The following is a 19,297-nucleotide window of genomic DNA, read 5'->3' as shown; positions in this document are numbered from 1 at the left end:
TGAACTATGTCTCAAACTATCGACCTGACCCTGGACGGCCTGTCCTGCGGTCACTGCGTTAAACGCGTGAAAGAAAGTCTCGAACAGCGCCCGGACGTTGAGCAGGCTGATGTGTCTGTCACTGAAGCACACGTTACCGGCACTGCCAGTGCAGAACAGCTGATCGAAACCATCAAACAAGCGGGTTATGACGCATCTGTAAGCCACCCAAAGGCTAAACCGCTGGCGGAGTCATCAATCCCGTCGGAAGCACTGACAGCGGTTTCTGATGAGCTTCCGGCAGCGACCGCCGATGACGATGACAGCCAGCAGTTGCTGCTGAGCGGCATGAGCTGCGCCAGCTGTGTCACCCGCGTACAAAACGCGCTGCAAAGCGTACCGGGCGTCACCCAGGCACGGGTAAACCTGGCGGAGCGTACTGCGCTGGTGATGGGCAGTGCCTCCCCACAAGATTTAGTGCAGGCGGTGGAGAAAGCAGGTTACGGCGCGGAAGCGATTGAAGATGACGCTAAACGCCGTGAGCGCCAGCAAGAAACCGCCATCGCTACAATGAAGCGCTTCCGCTGGCAGGCGATTGTCGCCCTGGCGGTGGGTATCCCGGTGATGGTCTGGGGGATGATCGGCGATAACATGATGGTCACCGCTGACAACCGCAGCCTGTGGCTGGTTATCGGCCTGATAACCCTGGCGGTGATGGTCTTCGCGGGCGGGCATTTTTACCGCAGCGCGTGGAAAAGCCTGCGCAACGGTGCGGCGACGATGGATACGCTGGTGGCGCTGGGTACGGGCGTGGCGTGGCTCTATTCGATGAGCGTCAACCTGTGGCCGCAGTGGTTCCCGATGGAAGCGCGGCATCTTTATTACGAAGCCAGCGCGATGATTATCGGTCTGATCAATCTCGGCCATATGCTGGAAGCGCGCGCACGTCAGCGTTCTTCTAAGGCGTTGGAGAAGTTACTCGATTTAACCCCGCCGACGGCGCGACTGGTTACTGACGAAGGTGAAAAGAGTGTGCCGCTGGCGGAAGTGCAGCCAGGTATGTTGCTGCGCCTGACTACCGGCGATCGCGTGCCGGTAGATGGCGAGATTACCCAGGGCGAAGCGTGGCTGGATGAAGCGATGCTGACGGGCGAACCTATCCCGCAGCAAAAAGGCGAAGGCGATAGCGTCCATGCCGGGACAGTGGTTCAGGACGGCAGCGTGCTGTTTCGCGCCAGTGCGGTTGGCAGCCATACCACGCTGTCGCGGATTATTCGTATGGTGCGCCAGGCCCAGAGCAGTAAGCCAGAAATCGGTCAGCTGGCGGATAAAATCTCTGCCGTATTTGTGCCGGTAGTGGTGGTTATTGCGCTGATCAGTGCGGCAATCTGGTATTTCTTTGGTCCGGCACCGCAGATTGTCTATACCCTGGTCATTGCCACCACAGTGCTGATTATCGCCTGTCCGTGTGCGCTGGGGCTGGCGACGCCGATGTCGATTATTTCCGGCGTCGGGCGGGCGGCTGAATTTGGCGTGCTGGTGCGAGACGCCGACGCGCTGCAACGCGCCAGTACGCTTGATACCGTCGTGTTCGATAAAACCGGGACGCTGACCGAAGGGAAGCCACAGGTTGTCGCGGTAAAAACATTTGCTGATGTTGATGAAGCGCAGGCATTGCGTCTGGCGGCGGCGCTGGAGCAAGGTTCCAGCCATCCGCTGGCACGAGCGATCCTCGATAAAGCAGGCGATATGCAGCTGCCGCAGGTCAACGGTTTCCGCACATTGCGCGGGCTGGGCGTGAGCGGTGAAGCAGAAGGTCATGCGTTATTACTGGGTAATCAGGCGTTGTTAAATGACCAGCAAGTCGATACTAAAGCGATTGAAGCAGATATTTCAGCTCAGGCATCGCAAGGGGCAACGCCTGTGCTGCTGGCGGTTGACGGGAAAGCGGTAGCCCTGCTGGCAGTACGCGATCCGTTGCGTAGTGATAGCGTGGCGGCGCTGCAACGTCTGCATAAAACGGGATATCGTCTGGTGATGTTGACCGGGGATAACCCAACCACCGCCAATGCGATCGCCAAAGAAGCCGGGATTGATGAGGTGATAGCCGGGGTGCTGCCGGACGGTAAAGCCGAAGCGATCAAACGTCTGCAAAGTGAGGGACGGCAGGTGGCGATGGTGGGCGACGGCATTAACGACGCGCCAGCGCTGGCCCAGGCGGATGTCGGTATTGCGATGGGCAGCGGCAGTGATGTTGCCATTGAAACCGCGGCGATTACCCTGATGCGCCATAGCCTGATGGGCGTTGCGGATGCGCTCGCGATTTCCCGTGCAACGCTGCGCAACATGAAGCAGAACCTGCTCGGCGCGTTTATCTACAACAGTATCGGTATTCCGGTCGCCGCCGGTATTTTGTGGCCGTTCACTGGAACACTGCTTAACCCGGTAGTTGCCGGAGCAGCAATGGCGCTCTCGTCGATTACCGTAGTGAGTAACGCCAACCGATTGCTGCGGTTTAAACCGAAGGAATAAGTACGTCATTGCGGATGCGCTGCTTTAGGGCGGCGCATTTGGCATCGACGCATGACTGCCGGATGCGGCGTAAACGCCTTATCCGGCCTACGGTTCGGCCACAGGTTTGTAGGCCTGATAAGACGCGCCAGCGTCGCATCAGGCAATGGTGTTCAGGTGCCGGATGACGCACTGTGCACAAGTGCAACAATCAACTCCATTTGCGCCATCCCTCCCCGCGCGCTAGCATGATATTTCACAAAGGGAGGTCGTATGGATCTGTTGTACCGGGTAAAAACGCTTTGGGCCGCGCTGCGCGGTAATCATTACACCTGGCCTGCCATCGATATCACCCTCCCCGGCAATCGCCATTTTCATCTGATTGGCAGTATTCATATGGGGAGTCACGATATGGCTCCCCTGCCCACCCGTTTGCTCAAAAAGCTCAAAAACGCCGATGCGCTGATCGTCGAGGCGGATGTTTCCACCAGCGATACACCTTTTGCCAATTTGCCAGCCTGCGAGGCGCTGGAAGAGCGCATTAGCGAAGAGCAATTGCAAAATCTGCAGCACATTAGCCAGGAGATGGGAATTTCTCCCTCACTCTTTTCTACCCAACCGCTGTGGCAAATCGCGATGGTTCTTCAGGCGACGCAGGCGCAAAAACTGGGGCTGCGGGCAGAATACGGTATCGATTACCAGTTATTGCAGGCGGCGAAGCAACAACATAAACCTGTAATTGAACTGGAAGGGGCAGAAAAGCAAATTGCCATGTTGCTCCAGCTTCCCGACAAAGGACTGGCGTTGCTGGACGATACGCTGACCCACTGGCATACCAATGCACGGTTGCTGCAACAAATGATGAGCTGGTGGCTGAATGCGCCGCCGCAAAATAATGAAATAACGCTGCCCAATACGTTCAGTCAGTCGCTGTACGATGTGCTGATGCACCAGCGAAATCTCGCCTGGCGGGATAAACTGCATGCTATGCCGCCAGGGCGCTATGTGGTCGCGGTCGGTGCTTTACATCTGTATGGAGAAGGAAATTTGCCGCAGATGTTGCGCTAAAAAAATGGCCAATATCGCTATTGGCCCGTCAAAGAGGAATTTCATATTTTTATTATTATGCCGTCACTTTAAGCGACGGTGTAAGTCGATTGTCGCTCAATCTCACCATCCTGCCAATACTCTTAGGCAAGATGGCACTTTTTTTTGGACCACCATCAGGCGTATGCTTGCTTCGTTTTTTTGTTTAAGGCAGGAAAATTACGATGACACCGGCAGTTAAATTACTCGAAAAAAACAAAATTTCTTTTCAGGTTCATACCTACGAACACGATCCGGCTGAAACCAATTTTGGCGATGAAGTCGTCAAAAAATTAGGTTTGAATGCGGATCAGGTGTACAAAACGCTGCTGGTCGCAGTGAACGGCGATATGAAACATCTGGCAGTGGCCGTCACGCCGGTCGCAGGTCAATTGGATCTCAAAAAAGTGGCTAAGGCGCTGGGAGCCAAGAAAGTAGAGATGGCCGATCCGATGGTCGCGCAGCGTTCAACGGGATATCTGGTTGGGGGAATTAGCCCATTAGGGCAGAAAAAACGTCTGCCGACGATTATTGACGCCCCCGCACAAGAATTTGCCACTATTTATGTTTCCGGCGGTAAACGCGGGCTGGATATCGAACTGGCAGCAAGCGATCTGGGGAAGATCCTCGATGCCAAATTTGCCGATATCGCTCGCCGCGATTAAGCATTGTGCCGGATGTGAGCATCCGGCACTTTCAGATTACTGCCAGCCCACCTCACCTTTCGGTTCATAGACACTCACATCCAGCGGCGAGTTTTTCTGGATATACGCTTTCAGCACTTCGGCATCAATAAAGCCGGTATTAACATAGCCCGGTTTATTATCAAGGCGCGGATAACCATCACCGCCGGTGGCATTGAAGTTTAATGTCGCCATACGGTAAGTTTTTGCCGGATCGACCGGTTCGCCTTTGATTTTCAGGTCGCTCAGTTTGCCGTCTTTCGCCACAAAGCTGACGTTGGCAAATTGTGGGTAGGCACCGGAATCTGGTTTCATTTGCGCGACGGAGGTGAGGTAATCAAGCACCTCTTTACCGGTCATGTCGGCATACACCACCACATTACCGAACGGCTGCACCTTCAGCACGTTTTTATAGCTGATATTGCCTGCCTCGATAGAATCACGAATTCCGCCTCCGCTCATCACCGCAAAGTCGGCACCAGTACGATCCATTTGGGCTGCCAGAATCAACCGCCCCATATTGGTCTGAACAAAACGCACTTTGTCACGATCGCCTTCCAGACGACCATTGGTTTCGCCTATTTTCACTTCCAGTTGCGCTTTGCCTTTGTTCTGGAACGGGGATAACAGCGAGATCATTTGCTGATTCTCGGCGATTTCCGGGGTGTACAGCACACGCTCGCTTTTCCCGTCTTCCCAGGTGACTTTTTTCTTCAGGTTCACCGGAATCAGCTGGTAGTTGACCATTTTCATTTCGCCGTTGCGAAACTCAAAATCGGCTCGTCCCACGTACTTGCCCCACTCATGCGCCTGGACAATCCAGATGCCGTTTTGTTGATCCGGTTTGCATGGCGTACCAGGAACGTAATCTACCTGCTTTTTATTTTCCGCAGCCATACAAACGGGATCTTGCGAGTGACCGCCGACAATCATCGCCAACGATCCGGCCGGCAGACTGCGCGCCATCTTTACATCGCCCGGTGCATTTGAACCGTGTTCACCATTGTCGTAATGCCCCATATGCGTGGCTGCAATAATAATGTCCGGCTTTTCTGTCTGTTGCAGTTCCTGAATCACCAGCTTCGCTTCGTCGGCAGGTTTACGAAACTCAATGTCGGTGAAATATTCCGGGTTACCAATTTTCGCCGTGTCATCGGTCGTCAGGCCAATTACCGCGATTTTCAGATCCTGACGCTTAAACAACGCCCAAGGTTTAAACAGGCGCTCGCCGGTACTTTTTTGATAGATATTGGCGGAGAGTAACGGGAACTTTGCCCATTTTTCCTGCTGGCGTAATACGGTGAGCGGGTTATCAAATTCATGATTGCCAATCGCCATTGCATCATAGCCCACCAGATTCATGCCGCGAAAATCTGGCTCTGCGTCCTGCAAATCGGATTCCGGCACACCGGTATTAATGTCGCCACCAGAAAGTAGCAGCACGCTCCCGCCTTCAGCGGCGACCTCTTTACGAATACCGTCCACCAGCGTTTTTTGTGCCGCCAGACCGTATTCACCATATTCATTGCGCCAGAAATGACCATGATGGTCGTTGGTATGCAGAACCGTAATTTTATAGGTTTTATCCTGCTCATAGGCCAACGCAGTTGCACTCGCCAGTGACAATGTGGTTAACAGTGCTAATGCCACACCCCGCTGCAATAATTTCATACTTCTCTCCCTGACCAGATAATAACGTGTTGAAAATTAGTATGACGCGACATCATAGACAAGTCTGCGTTCGGTTACGATAAATCTACATCCAGATTGGAAATTCTGTTTTCCACATTGAGACTTCCTTCAAAAGGCACGTGCAGGTATGTTAGTCAGGTAATAATCACAATTAAGATAAATTTTTACATCGCAACTCTAAAAAAGTGACTTTCCTATGGCAATGAGTGAACAATCCCAGCCTGTGGCGGGCGCGACTGCGTCGGCCACCAAGGCCCGAACTTCGTTTGGTATTTTAGGCGCTATCAGCCTCTCACATCTGCTGAACGACATGATCCAATCGCTGATTCTGGCGATTTATCCGCTATTACAGTCAGAGTTTTCCCTGACGTTTATGCAGATAGGGCTGATAACCCTCACCTTCCAGCTCGCCTCTTCGCTGCTGCAACCGGTCGTCGGCTACTGGACAGATAAATACCCAATGCCGTGGTCGTTGCCAATTGGCATGTGCTTTACCTTAAGCGGCCTGGTATTGCTGGCATTGGCGGGCAGTTTTGGCTCGGTGTTGCTGGCGGCGGCGCTGGTCGGTACCGGTTCGTCGGTCTTTCATCCAGAATCTTCCCGCGTGGCACGTATGGCGTCTGGCGGACGTCATGGTCTGGCGCAATCCATCTTTCAGGTCGGCGGTAACTTTGGCAGTTCGTTGGGGCCTTTGCTGGCGGCGGTGCTCATCGCCCCCTATGGCAAAGGCAACGTTGCATGGTTTGTACTGGCGGCACTGCTGGCAATCGTGGTGTTAGCGCAAATCAGCCGCTGGTACTCTGCGCAGCACCGAATGAGTAAAGGCAAGCCGAAAGCGCCAATAATCAATCCGCTGCCACGAAATAAGGTCGTGCTGGCTGTTTGCGTACTGTTAGTGCTGATTTTCTCGAAATATTTCTATATGGCGAGCATCAGCAGCTATTACACCTTTTATCTGATGGAAAAATTCGGATTATCCATCCAGAATGCCCAGCTTCATCTGTTTGCCTTCTTATTTGCCGTTGCGGCGGGGACAGTGATTGGCGGGCCTGTTGGCGATAAGATTGGGCGAAAATATGTAATTTGGGGCTCTATCCTCGGCGTTGCGCCTTTTACGCTTATTTTACCGTACGCAAGCCTGCACTGGACGGGGGTTTTGACGGTGATTATTGGATTTATCCTCGCCTCGGCGTTTTCTGCCATTCTGGTTTATGCGCAAGAGCTGTTGCCGGGGCGTATCGGCATGGTTTCCGGGCTCTTTTTCGGTTTTGCTTTTGGCATGGGTGGCCTTGGAGCCGCAGTTCTGGGGCTTATCGCCGACCATACCAGTATCGAGTTAGTTTATAAAATATGTGCTTTCCTGCCGCTTCTTGGAATGTTGACCATATTCTTACCTGATAATCGGCATAAATCCTGAATTCCCGGCAGCCAAAGGTAAACTTTGGCTGCTTCATTTTGCAGTAACCATAAGCCTTTCCTCTTCATACACCTCATCACTTTTCCGATCCGTGCCTTTTTTGCGGCTAATTCCATTTTTCTGCAAAATTCAACAATTATTCATAAACATCATCTATGAAATTGTCATAAACTATTACCTGTAATTTTGGTTTTCCCGGCCAAAATATGGACAACCACCACCAGGAAAAGGAGACGGAATGCATCACGCCACCCCGCTTATCACCACAATTGTTGGCGGCCTTGTGCTTGCCTTTATCCTCGGCATGCTGGCCAATAAACTGCGTATTTCTCCTCTGGTGGGATATCTGTTAGCGGGCGTGCTGGCTGGCCCCTTTACTCCAGGGTTTGTTGCCGATACCAAACTGGCACCGGAACTGGCGGAGCTGGGCGTTATTTTGCTGATGTTCGGCGTCGGTTTGCATTTTTCGCTCAAGGATTTGATGGCGGTAAAGTCCATCGCCATTCCCGGCGCGATTGCCCAGATAGCCGTGGCGACGTTGCTGGGTATGGCGCTCTCCGCCGTGCTGGGCTGGTCGTTGATGACCGGTATCGTGTTCGGCCTGTGTCTTTCCACCGCCAGTACCGTGGTGCTGCTGCGCGCGCTTGAAGAACGGCAGTTGATAGACAGCCAGCGCGGGCAAATCGCCATTGGCTGGCTGATTGTGGAAGACCTGGTGATGGTCCTGACGCTGGTGTTGCTGCCAGCGGTAGCCGGAATGCTGGAACAGGGCGATGTGGGCTTTGCGACGCTGGCGCTGGATATGAGTATCACCATCGGCAAAGTTGTCGCGTTTATTGCCATTATGATGTTGGTAGGTCGCCGTCTGGTGCCGTGGATTATGGCACGTAGCGCGGCAACGGGTTCGCGCGAGCTGTTTACCTTGTCGGTGCTGGCGCTGGCGTTAGGGATTGCTTTTGGCGCGGTGGAGCTGTTTGACGTCTCCTTTGCACTCGGCGCGTTCTTTGCCGGGATGGTGCTGAATGAGTCCGAACTTAGCCACCGCGCGGCGCATGATACGCTGCCGTTGCGCGATGCGTTTGCGGTGCTGTTCTTTGTCTCTGTCGGCATGTTGTTTGATCCGTTAATCCTGATTCAGCAGCCGTTGGCGGTGCTGGCTACGCTGGCGATTATTCTGTTTGGTAAATCGGTCGCGGCGCTTTTCCTCGTCAGGTTGTTTGGCCACTCCCAGCGTACGGCGTTGACCATCGCCGCCAGCCTGGCGCAGATTGGTGAGTTCGCCTTTATTCTGGCAGGTCTGGGGATGGCGTTGAATCTGCTGCCGCAGGCCGGGCAAAACCTGGTGCTGGCGGGGGCGATTTTGTCGATTATGCTCAACCCGGTGCTGTTCGCGCTGCTGGAGAAATACCTGGCGAAAACCGAAACGCTGGAAGAGCAGACGCTGGAGGAAGCTATCGAAGAAGAGAAGCAGATTCCGGTGGATATCTGCAACCATGCGCTGCTGGTGGGGTATGGTCGTGTGGGCAGCCTGCTGGGGGAGAAATTGCTCGCGTCTGATATTCCTTTAGTGGTGATTGAGACGTCACGTACTCGCGTCGACGAACTGCGTGAGCGCGGAGTCCGGGCGGTATTAGGCAACGCGGCTAACGAAGAGATCATGCAACTGGCGCATCTGGAATGTGCAAAATGGCTGATCCTGACGATTCCCAACGGTTACGAAGCAGGCGAGATAGTGGCGTCTGCTCGCGCGAAAAACCCGGATATTGAGATTATCGCCCGCGCCCATTATGACGACGAGGTGGCATATATCACCGAACGTGGCGCGAATCAGGTAGTGATGGGCGAGCGTGAAATTGCCCGAACTATGCTGGAACTGCTGGAAACGCCACCGGCGGGTGAAGTGGTGACGGGGTAAACGGTGATTGCCGGATAATAGGCGCGGATATGTAGGCCTGATAAGACGCAGCCAGCGTCGCATCAGGCATCGAGCGCAAAATGCCGGACGCTTACCCCGCGTTGGGGGCAATCAATTCCGAGGCCTGGTCCCATGAAATGAAGCCCTCTTCCCACCAGGTACGATCAAGCTGCCCTTTATCTGGCCGAATATTTGCAGCATCTTCCTGAAAATAGCGGCAGGCCGTTCCCGGGCCTGCTCTGCCAGTTCGGCAGTGGTATAAATGCCGAGGAAGACGTAATCATCAGCCTCATCATCACGGATATGCCACAAGCTGTAAACCATCGCCCCGACGGGATCGTCTGCCTGTGTAACGGGAAAATCTCCCCAAAGGTCCTGGTTAAGGATGCATTCAATAAACTGAAAATTTTCCGGGTAATCCACAAACCCAGGCTTATTTTCCACGTCTTTTTTGGCCTGCAAGGCCAGTTCATAACGGGTGTAAATGCCGATACCTTTCATATCGCCAAAATGCGTATGTTGCAGATACCAAACCGTCTTCATCCTATGCATCCTTGTCAGAAGTAAAAAAAGACGCCGGGATTGCCCTGTTTGGATAGATCGCATTGCCGGATGCAATTTGGTTACATCCGATAACTTAACGATCCCAGTAAGATTCTTCCAGGCTGTCTTCACGCTCCGGCAGCCCGCGCGTTAAGCGAGGTGAATGCTGGTTAAGCACCTGATAACTGACGCGGTTAGCATATTTACACACCTGCGCTAATGACGAATACGTCAACCAGGTGAATTTATGCTTGCTGGAATTTGGCACGTTAGTGCGGTGATAGCTATTGGCGGTAATGTCATGCAACAACGCTGCCAGCGCACCGTCTCCGGCACCGTTGGTGTTCATGATTTTTTCTGGGCCGCCCATGTACGGCGCAATGTGCGAATAAACACGCAGCGGGTTCTGGCAATCCTTGTGGCGCATGGCGCGGCTAAACTCATACTGGTTAAATTCCGCGATAGCGCCCGGCAGCAGCGGATGCTGGGTTTTGCGTTTCGCTTCGTCTTCCGTAAAGCCCGCCATATACAAGCCGATTGGCCCGGCGGTGCACAGCACCAGATCAACCCAGTCCAGCGCCTTATCAGATGCCAGCAGCGGATCGCTCTCTCCGGTCAACGCTTCGGCTTCTTCTTCGTTCATCGCAAGGATGGAAACGTGTTCTTTGAGGAATTGCTGCCACCATTGCGGATTCTCGGCAATGACAAACTTGGTCCCCAGCGTCAGCACCACCGGCACGTTATATTTCTTCGCGTACTCAATGGCTTTCATGGTCGCTTCCGGCATCGGCTCACCCGGTTTACAACGCACCAGATAGGACGTTAATACCAGCGCCGACGCTCCGGCAATCACATCTTCCGGAATGCTTTCTGCCCGTAGCTGGTTCATGTGGCCAGGACTGATAGCAAAGGTACGTTCGCCAGACTCGCCAATCAGCGTAAAGCAACGACCAATCGGACCATCCACGCCCTGCAAATAGTTAAGATCGGTACGACTGGATGTATTACACAAGTAACGATAGGCGTAGCTGCCAATTTCAATATTGCTGCACATCACGCCCAGCAGCACCGAACGGTCGTCTGCCAGTACAGAATAGTTGTGCATGGTATTGCCAATAGTGCCACCTGCAAACTGATGAGTAATCAGGTTTTTCTGTTTCAGTTCCTGATAAAGTGCTTCAGCAACATCATCTTCAATGACCAGCGAATGCCCGGCGCTTAATCCATAACGTTCAATAAAATCGTCTTCCACTTTGGCTTCAATATCCACCAGCGTCTGGTCGATACCTACCACCCAGGCTGCGCTGGTTTCGTTTTCTGGTTGGATTTGCTGCAACAGCGGATCGCGTGCATTTACGGGGAAGTAATGTTTGGATTTACGTTTGCCGGGAAATTTCATGGTTGTTTTTACGGGTGGTTAACTGAGCGGCGAATGTTAACACAATCATGCCTGAACGCGCGAGACGCAGGCAGTTTCAATATCAGCAGACGGGATCGCATTATCATGGCAGAGCTTCCTTACAATGGCGTAATTTGAAAGGAGTTTTTCTATGAAGATGGAAAACAAATTACCCGCACTGGAACTGATTTCTGCCGAAATGAGGGCCGTTGTTAATACACTTCAGCCTGATTTACCGCCCTGGCCCGCAGAAGGAACACTTGCCGAGCAGCGTCAGCATTACACGCTCGAACGGCGATTCTGGAATGCGGGCGCTCCAGAAATGGAAACCAGGGATTACGCAGTTCCGACAAAATATGGCCAGGTGAAAGCACGGCTATTTTGTCCGAACCCGGATAGCCCGGCGACGTTGTTTTATCTGCATGGCGGCGGTTTTATTCTCGGCAATCTCGATACTCACGATCGCATCATGCGACTTCTGGCAAAGTACACCCAGTGTACGGTGATTGGTATTGATTACACCCTTTCGCCTGAAGCGCGTTTTCCGCAAGCGATAGAGGAAATTGTGGCTGCCTGTTGTCACTTCCACCAGCAGGCGAGCGATTATCAAATTAATATGTCACGTATTGGCTTTGCCGGTGATTCCGCTGGCGCAATGCTGGCGCTCGCCAGTGCTTTGTGGTTACGTGATAAGCAGATCGATTGCGGTAAGGTTGTGGGCGTTTTGCTGTGGTATGGACTTTATGGGTTACGGGATTCCGTGACTCGTCGCCTGCTGGGCGGTGGCTGGGATGGCTTAACGCAACAGGATTTGCAGATGTATGAAGAGGCATACTTAGGCAGCGAAGCAGATCGCGAGTCGCCGTATTACTGCCTGTTTAATAATGATCTCACTCGAAATGTGCCGCCCTGTTATATCGCCGGAGCGGAGTTCGATCCGCTGCTGGATGACAGTCGCCTACTTTACCAGACGTTAGCGGCGCATCAGCAGCCCTGTGATTTCAAACTCTACCCAGGTACGCTGCACGCCTTTTTGCATTATTCACGGATGATGAAAACCGCCGACGATGCTCTTCGCGACGGTGCTCAGTTCTTTACCGCTCAGCTTTAGCGATAGGCTGCAACAAGATTAGCCATCATTTCGATATGTTCCGGTGTGGCATTAAGCGCCGGAATATATTCGTATTTTTTCCCGCCAGCGCCGAGGAAGACTTCACGGTTTTGCTCGGCAATCTCTTCCAGCGTCTCCAGACAATCCGCAGCAAAGCCCGGACACACCACCTGAATATGACCGACACCTTTTTCTCCGAGCATTTTCAACGTTTCGTCGGTATAAGGCATCAGCCAGGGTTCCCGACCAAAGCGCGACTGAAAGGTCATCATCACTTTTTCCGGTGCCATCCCCAGTGCGGAAGCCAGTTCACGAGTCGTTGTGCGGCAACGCTGCGGGTAATCATCACCTTCATCCGCGTAACGCTGAGGAATGCCATGATAAGAGAGCAGCAGCAGATCCGGCTCGCCATGTTTTTCGAAAGAGGCCCGCACGCTATTTGCCAGCGCATTAATGTAATCGTGGTTATCGGCGTAATCACGAATAAACGAAATCCCCGGAATGCTACGCTTGCGCGCCAGAATGCGTGCAAGTTCATCCCACACAGCGCCAACCGTAGAACAGGAGTATTGCGGATAGAGCGGCAGCACCACAATATGATCAACATGTTCTGCCAGTAGTTCATCTACGGCGCTTTCCAGTGATGGCGAGCCGTAGCTCATGCCCAGCGCCACTGGCGTATCCGGTAAACGTTGTGCCAGCGCCTGCTGTTGCTGGCGGCTGTAAACCATCAGCGGCGAGCCGTCTTCCATCCAGACCGAGGCGTACAGCTTCGCCACGCGCGGTGAGCGCAGCGGCAAAATCACACCACGCAGCAACGGCCACCACAACAGTCGTGAGGTATCAACCACGCGTCTGTCGCTTAAAAATTGTTTCAGGTAACGTTTTACCGCTTCAGGAGTGGGGGCATCGGGCGTCCCCAGGTTTGCCAGCAGGATACCGGTTTTAGTCTGACGCATTACCGCCTCTTATCGATTCAACTTGTTGATAATTGTAGCGGAAAAGTGAGGAAGAAGAACTAATTGCTGTGAGAGGTCTAACCTGAGGAGGATACGCAGACCTGCCCGAAAGCAGATCTGCTGCAACTTGATTAGCCGAGGATTTTTTCCAGAGCTGCGCGAACTTCAGCAACCGGTTTGGTGCCGTCAACTTTCGCGTATTTGGTGTTACCCGCTTCAGCTTCTTTGGAGTAGTAGCCGATCAGCGGTGCAGTCATCTGATGGTATTCAACCAGACGTTTACGTACGGTCTCTTCCTGATCGTCTTTACGGGTAGTCAGTTCTTCACCGGTAACGTCGTCTTTGCCTTCTACTTTCGGCGGATTGAATTTAACGTGATATACACGACCAGACGGCGCGTGAACGCGGCGACCGACGATACGGTCAACGATCAGTTCGTCCGGAACGTCGAATTCCAGAACGTAGTCAACGTTGATGCCCGCTTCTTTCATCGCGTCTGCCTGCGGAATGGTACGCGGGAAGCCGTCAAGCAGGAAACCGTTACGGCAGTCTTCCTGAGCAATGCGCTCTTTAACCAGCGCGATCACCAGTTCGTCGGTGACCAGTTTGCCAGCGTCCATAATGTCTTTAGCTTGTTTACCCAGCTCGGAGCCAGATTTGACTGCGGCACGCAGCATATCGCCAGTGGAGATTTGCGGAATACCATATTTCTCCATGATGAACTGAGCCTGAGTCCCTTTCCCCGCGCCCGGAGCGCCAAGCAGAATGATACGCATTGCGAAAATCCCCTTAAAATGTGTCGAATTTTTTGAAAAAGCGATAAACGATACCACCATCAGGCGATTGCCTCAAGAAAGGCGCCCGGGGCTGAAACGGTTAATGGTGAGATAATTTGCGGAAAGTGCAGAGGATGAAAAGAAAAATGCCGGATGACACGAAGGTCATCCGGCACCACATTCAGCTGTATGCCGGATAAAATTCATCCGGCATTACATCAGGAAACCAGTAACTGGTTCATACGACGAATAAACAGGTTCGGATCTTCCAGCGTACCGCGTTCTGCCAGCAGCGCCTGATCCAGCAGCAGTTCTACCCACTCGCTGAACTTGGCTTCATCTTCAGTATCTGCAGCACGTTTCACCAGTACGTGATCCGGGTTCAGTTCGAAGATGTATTTCACTTCTGGCACTTTCTGGCCCGCTGCGGCGAACAGTTTCGCCATCTGGGTGCTCATTTCGTCCGCGTCAGTAGAAACGATCGCTGGGGTATCGGTCAGACGGTGGGTCAGACGGACATCTTTCACGCGCTCGCCAAGCAGTGCTTTCACGCGGTCGATGAACGGAGTCAGTGCTTTCTCCGCTTCTTTCGCGCTCTCATCAACTTCGTCAGCCAGTTTTTCCAGCGACTCGTCAACTTTAGACACAGACTGGAACGGCTTGCCATCGAACTCAGTCAGATAGTTCATCATCCACTCATCGATGCGGTCAGAAAGCAGCAGAACTTCGATGCCTTTCTTACGCAGCAGTTCCAGGTGCGGGCTGCTCTTCGCTGCCGCATAGCTGTCTGCAGTGATGTAGTAGATTTTCTCCTGCCCTTCTTTCATGCGGGATACGTAGTCTTCCAGAGACACGGTCTGCGCAGAAGAGTCGGTATGGGTAGAAGCAAAACGCAGCAGTTTGGCGATCGCTTCCTGGTTAGCGAAATCTTCCGCCGGACCTTCTTTCAGTACCAGGCCAAACTGTTGCCAGAAGGTCTGGTATTTTTCTGCGTCGTCTTTCGCCAGTTTTTCCAGCATTTGCAGCACACGCTTGGTCAGCGCATTGCGCAGATTGCGGGTTACGGTGCTGTCCTGGAGGATTTCACGGGAAACGTTCAGCGGCAGATCGCTGGAGTCAATCAGACCACGCACGAAGCGCAGATAGTTCGGCATGAACTGTTCTGCGTCGTCCATGATGAACACACGCTGGACGTACAGTTTCAGGCCGTGCTTATGATCGCGGTTCCACATATCCCACGGCGCCTGCGATGGGATGTACAGCAGGCTGGTGTATTCCTGCTTACCTTCGACACGGTTGTGGCTCCAGGTCAGCGGATCGTTAAAGTCGTGTGCGATATGTTTGTAGAACTCTTTGTACTCTTCGTCGGTGATTTCCGACTTGTTACGGGTCCACAGCGCCTGCGCTTTGTTGATTTTCTCCCAGGAGATAACGGTTTCGCCGTCTTTCTCTTCGCGTTTTTCGATCTCTACCGGCAGCGCGATATGGTCGGAGTATTTGCTGATGATGGAACGCACGCGCCAGTCATCGAGGAACTCGTCTTCGCCTTCACGCAGATGCAGGGTGATTTCAGTACCACGATCTTCTTTGGTGATGTCGGCAACGGTGTATTCACCTTCACCAGCCGATTCCCAGAACACGCCGTTTTCTGGTTTTTCACCCGCCGCACGAGTACGCACGGTCACTTTATCAGCCACGATAAACGCGGAGTAGAAACCAACACCGAACTGACCGATCAGCTGGCTGTCTTTCGCCTGGTCAGACCCCAGGGATTCAAGGAATGATTTGGTGCCAGATTTAGCGATAGTACCCAGATGGTCAATCACTTCGTCGCGGGTCATCCCCACGCCGTTATCGGAAATGGTCAGCGTGCGCTTGTCTTTATCGAAAGAAATACGAACGCGCAGTTCGCCGTCACCTTCGTACAGATCCGGGTTAGAGAGCGCGCGGAAACGCAGCTTGTCCGCCGCATCGGAGGCGTTAGAGATAAGCTCACGCAGGAAGATTTCTTTATTGGAATAGAGAGAATGGATCATCAGGTGCAGAAGCTGTTTCACTTCTGACTGAAAACCACGAGTTTCTTGTCCTTTCATGTAGGTCTACCTCAATAATGCCATTTTAAGGTTAAAAACAGGATGAGGGGTAAATGGGGACAAGGAAGGATAATTTCAAGCGAGAGCAGGTGATCCTGCTCTCGTTTGCTTAAAAACGAATCTTATGACGCCCGGCAAGGGAATGCGACAACGTGGTGCCGTCGACCATTTCCAGCTCGCCGCCAACCGGTACGCCATGAGCAATACGGCTGGCTTCCACGTCATATTGCGCGCAAAGCTCGGCAATGTAGTTAGCGGTGGCTTCACCTTCGACCGTCGGGTTGGTGGCGAGGATCACTTCAGTGATTTTTTCTGCCGCCAGACGCTGTTCCAGGCGATCAAGTCCGATATCATCCGGGCCAATGCCGTCCAGCGGTGACAGATGCCCCATCAACACAAAATAACGACCGGAAAACTGCCCTGTCTGCTCAATGGCGTAGATGTCCGCCGGACTCTCCACCACGCAGATTTGACCGTTTTCCTGACGACGCGGATTCGAACAGATGTTACAGACTTCCTGTTCAGTGAAGGTCCGACAATCGGCGCAGTGGCCGATTTCCGACATCGCCCGGGTGAGCGCCTGCGCCAGACGCATCCCGCCGCTACGATCGCGCTGAAGCAGCGTGAACGCCATACGCTGCGCCGACTTCGGGCCAACGCCCGGCAGACAGCGCAGTGCTTCCATAAGCTGTGTTAACAGCGGGCTGGTTTGCATCAGAACGGCATCTTAAAGCCTGGCGGCAGCTGCATTCCGGAGGAAACAGAAGCCATTTTTTCTTTCTGGGTTTCTTCGATGCGACGCGCTGCGTCGTTGAATGCCGCAGCGACCAAATCTTCCAGCATCTCTTTGTCGTCTTCCAGCAGGCTAGGGTCGATCTCTACACGACGGCAGTTGTGAGCGCCATTGATGGTCACTTTCACCAGACCAGCACCGGATTCGCCGGTCACTTCCAGCTTCGCGATTTCTTCCTGCATCTGCTGCATTTTTTCTTGCATCTGCTGGGCTTGCTTCATCAGGTTGCCCAGACCGCCTTTACCAAACATAGGTTTCTCTCTCAATCACGTTAAGGATGACGATCGTAAGCTGTGCTTACGATCAAATGGGGCGGATACTTTCTTCATCCAGCTCCGCATCAAAGAATCGACGCAGGGTCTGAATATTATTATCCGCAATAATGGACTCGCGCGCCTGCGCAAGTTTTTCTTCGTATATCGCCTGACGCCACTCCAGCGGCGTGCGCACCGCGGGATTATCATCTTCAACGATAGTCAGTTCAACCGTTGAACCTTTTAACGTGCTCAACGCTTCAGCCAGTTTTTGTTGTGCGCCGCGGTTATTCAAATGCCGCTGAGAGGAGCGCAAATGCAGGCATACTGCGTTGTCGCTCTCCTCTTTCCAGGCATTTAACGCCACCTGTTCGACCAGTTTGGGTAGCGATAGTTGGCTCACCTGTGCCGCCCACGGGTCGCGCTCAATGGCTTCTGCCGCCAGCTTCGCAGCCAGTTCCGGCGTTTTTTCATGTTCCAGCGCTTTTTTCAGCGCCTTCGGCGTGGCGACCACTTCTTTTTGCTGCATCACTGGAGTGGTAGCCTTCCAGCGATACGCTTCTTTTTTAGCTGGCGCTTTTTCCAGCGCCGATGGCACCGGACGCGACTGAACGCGATCGGTGACCGAAGCCAGTCTTTCCAGCGCAGCGTTATTCACCGGCCGCGCGCGGGTAGCGGCTGCCGGTTCACTCTTTTTTGCTTTGGTTGCTCCCTGAGCGCGCTGCAGTTGCTGACGCGCCGCCAGCACCTGGCTGGTGGTTTCTGAGAGCGGTACAGTCGGTGCCTGCTGCTGCGCTGGTTGCGGTTGCGGCGGCACTTGGGTTGGCGTCATTACTGCCGTTGGCGCGACGGGTGCAAAGGACTGACGCGGCGCTTCCGGTTCAGGCAGCGGCATACGCGGATGGAACGCCAACGCGCGCAATAGCGTCATTTCAACGCCCATACGACGGTCCGGCGCATACGGTAATTCTTTGCGACCAATCAACAACGTCTGATAGTAAAGCTGAATATCCGTCGGCGGTATGGTGCGCGCAAGTTCACGCATCCGCAACTCGATGGCGGCCATGTCGTTGCCCAGCGCGGCAGGCGAAAGTTGTACCATCGCAATGCGGTGCAACAGGCCGAGCATTTCCACCAACAACGCTTCCCACTCGATACCACGGGCAGCGGCTTCATTAATCAGCGCCATTACGCGCTCGCCGTTGGCCTCGACCATCGCTTCAACCAGCGACAGCGCTTGATCGTCGTCAAGCGTACCCAGCATCGCACTGACCGCCTGGGTTGAAACCTGGCCGTCACCGCTGGCAATTGCCTGGTCGGTCAGACTTAAGGCGTCTCGCAGGCTGCCTTCAGCGGCGCGCGCCAGCAGTTGCAACGCACGTGGCTCGTGAGCGATATGTTCTTCGTTGAGGATGTGCTCAAGCTGATGGCGAATTTGCTCGACATCCAGCGCCTTGAGATGGAATTGCAGACAGCGTGACAAAATCGTCACCGGCAATTTCTGCGGATCGGTCGTCGCCAGCAGGAACTTGACGTGCTCTGGCGGCTCTTCAAGGGTTTTTAACAGTGCGTTAAAGCTGTGACGCGACAGCATATGCACTTCGTCGATCAGATAGACTTTAAAACGACCACGCGCCGGAGCGTACTGAACGTTATCCAGCAGGTCGCGGGTATCTTCAACTTTAGTGCGCGAGGCGGCGTCGATTTCAATCAAATCGACAAAGCGCCCCTGCTCGATTTCACGGCAGTTATCGCATACGCCGCACGGCGTCGCGGTAATGCCGGTTTCGCAGTTTAGTCCCTTCGCCAGCAGTCGGGCGATAGAGGTTTTTCCGACGCCACGGGTGCCGGAAAAAAGATAAGCATGATGAATACGCCCTAACGACAAGCCGTTCGCCAGTGCGGTCAGCACATGTTCCTGGCCGACGACGTCAGCAAAGGTTTGTGGGCGCCATTTTCGGGCTAAGACCTGATAACTCATTGGCAGGCTCTGAAACGCTGGAAGGTGGATTCACGAAGGGGTAATGCTAACACAGCCCCGTCAGAACGGCGAGGCTGAATGTACAACTTGTGCTGCCCATGGCAT

The 19,297-nt window shown here is 53.5% G+C and carries 15 protein-coding genes and 1 other annotated feature; of the genes, 6 read left to right on the top strand and 9 right to left on the bottom strand.

The window, feature by feature from the left end; all coding sequences use genetic code 11:
- Nucleotides 1-6 precede the first annotated feature (6 nt).
- The 3 genes from copA (at nt 7) to ybaK (ending at nt 4,241) form a co-directional block, all read left to right on the top strand.
- Entirely contained in the window at nt 7-2,511 is a 2,505-nt protein-coding gene (copA, locus tag FEM44_RS16960; protein WP_135523128.1) for a copper-exporting P-type ATPase CopA, read from the top strand.
- Between the two features lie 252 nt (nt 2,512-2,763).
- Nucleotides 2,764-3,558: a TraB/GumN family protein gene (locus tag FEM44_RS16955; protein ID WP_135523129.1), complete on the top strand. Its 795-nt coding sequence runs from the start codon at nt 2,764-2,766 to the stop codon at nt 3,556-3,558.
- Nucleotides 3,559-3,761: 203 nt separating this feature from the next.
- A complete protein-coding gene (gene ybaK / locus FEM44_RS16950; RefSeq protein WP_135523130.1) occupies nt 3,762-4,241 on the top strand; it encodes a Cys-tRNA(Pro)/Cys-tRNA(Cys) deacylase YbaK in 480 nt (159 codons plus the stop codon).
- A gap of 36 nt (nt 4,242-4,277) precedes the next feature.
- Here the strand turns inward: ybaK and ushA are convergent, their stop codons facing one another.
- Entirely contained in the window at nt 4,278-5,930 is a 1,653-nt protein-coding gene (ushA, locus tag FEM44_RS16945) for a bifunctional UDP-sugar hydrolase/5'-nucleotidase (RefSeq protein WP_135523131.1), read from the bottom strand.
- A 217-nt stretch (nt 5,931-6,147) separates the two neighbouring features.
- Here ushA and fsr point away from each other — a divergent pair, with 217 nt between their 5' ends.
- Entirely contained in the window at nt 6,148-7,368 is a 1,221-nt protein-coding gene (gene fsr, locus FEM44_RS16940; protein WP_130223189.1) for a fosmidomycin MFS transporter, read from the top strand.
- Nucleotides 7,369-7,606: 238 nt separating this feature from the next.
- Nucleotides 7,607-9,283: a YbaL family putative K(+) efflux transporter gene (gene ybaL / locus FEM44_RS16935; protein WP_130215499.1), complete on the top strand. Its 1,677-nt coding sequence runs from the start codon at nt 7,607-7,609 to the stop codon at nt 9,281-9,283.
- A gap of 111 nt (nt 9,284-9,394) precedes the next feature.
- On the opposite strand, the gene FEM44_RS16930 is transcribed toward ybaL, so the two are convergent.
- Nucleotides 9,395-9,826, bottom strand: a complete 432-nt coding sequence (locus FEM44_RS16930; RefSeq protein ID WP_240726875.1) for a hypothetical protein — start codon at nt 9,824-9,826, stop codon at nt 9,395-9,397.
- Between the two features lie 94 nt (nt 9,827-9,920).
- Nucleotides 9,921-11,225 (bottom strand): inosine/guanosine kinase, encoded by a 1,305-nt coding sequence (gene gsk, locus FEM44_RS16925; RefSeq protein ID WP_000671589.1) that lies wholly within the window; start codon nt 11,223-11,225, stop codon nt 9,921-9,923.
- Between the two features lie 151 nt (nt 11,226-11,376).
- Between gsk and aes the strand changes: the two genes are divergently transcribed.
- The gene (gene aes, locus FEM44_RS16920) at nt 11,377-12,336 is read left to right on the top strand and encodes an acetyl esterase (protein WP_135523132.1); all 960 of its coding nucleotides are present in this window, start codon (nt 11,377-11,379) and stop codon (nt 12,334-12,336) included.
- Here aes and hemH read toward each other — a convergent pair.
- The 6 genes from hemH to dnaX all read right to left on the bottom strand — a co-directional run bounded on the left by hemH (nt 12,333) and on the right by dnaX (nt 19,192).
- The gene (hemH, locus tag FEM44_RS16915) at nt 12,333-13,295 is read right to left on the bottom strand and encodes a ferrochelatase (RefSeq protein ID WP_130260291.1); all 963 of its coding nucleotides are present in this window, start codon (nt 13,293-13,295) and stop codon (nt 12,333-12,335) included. The genes aes and hemH overlap by 4 nt on opposite strands.
- Nucleotides 13,296-13,426: 131 nt before the next feature.
- Complete coding sequence (gene adk, locus FEM44_RS16910; protein ID WP_001313630.1) at nt 13,427-14,071, bottom strand: adenylate kinase; 645 nt, start codon at nt 14,069-14,071, stop codon at nt 13,427-13,429.
- 218 nt (nt 14,072-14,289) lie between these two features.
- Complete coding sequence (htpG, locus tag FEM44_RS16905; RefSeq protein ID WP_135523133.1) at nt 14,290-16,164, bottom strand: molecular chaperone HtpG; 1,875 nt, start codon at nt 16,162-16,164, stop codon at nt 14,290-14,292.
- Nucleotides 16,165-16,273: 109 nt separating this feature from the next.
- The gene (gene recR / locus FEM44_RS16900) at nt 16,274-16,879 is read right to left on the bottom strand and encodes a recombination mediator RecR (protein WP_130206305.1); all 606 of its coding nucleotides are present in this window, start codon (nt 16,877-16,879) and stop codon (nt 16,274-16,276) included.
- Nucleotides 16,879-17,208 (bottom strand): YbaB/EbfC family nucleoid-associated protein, encoded by a 330-nt coding sequence (locus FEM44_RS16895; RefSeq protein ID WP_001515903.1) that lies wholly within the window; start codon nt 17,206-17,208, stop codon nt 16,879-16,881. The genes recR and FEM44_RS16895 overlap by 1 nt, the downstream gene beginning before the upstream one ends.
- Before the next feature lie 52 nt (nt 17,209-17,260).
- Nucleotides 17,261-19,192 (bottom strand): DNA polymerase III subunit gamma/tau, encoded by a 1,932-nt coding sequence (dnaX, locus tag FEM44_RS16890; protein WP_135523134.1) that lies wholly within the window; start codon nt 19,190-19,192, stop codon nt 17,261-17,263.
- Nucleotides 17,864-17,928 (bottom strand) — a sequence feature (DnaX frameshifting element). It overlaps the preceding gene by 65 nt.
- Nucleotides 19,193-19,297 lie beyond the last annotated feature (105 nt).

Origin of the sequence: Escherichia sp. E4742 (assembly GCF_005843885.1) — a bacterium.
Taxonomy (GTDB): Bacteria; Pseudomonadota; Gammaproteobacteria; order Enterobacterales; family Enterobacteriaceae; genus Escherichia.
This window is presented reverse-complemented; position numbering and strand designations above follow the sequence as displayed.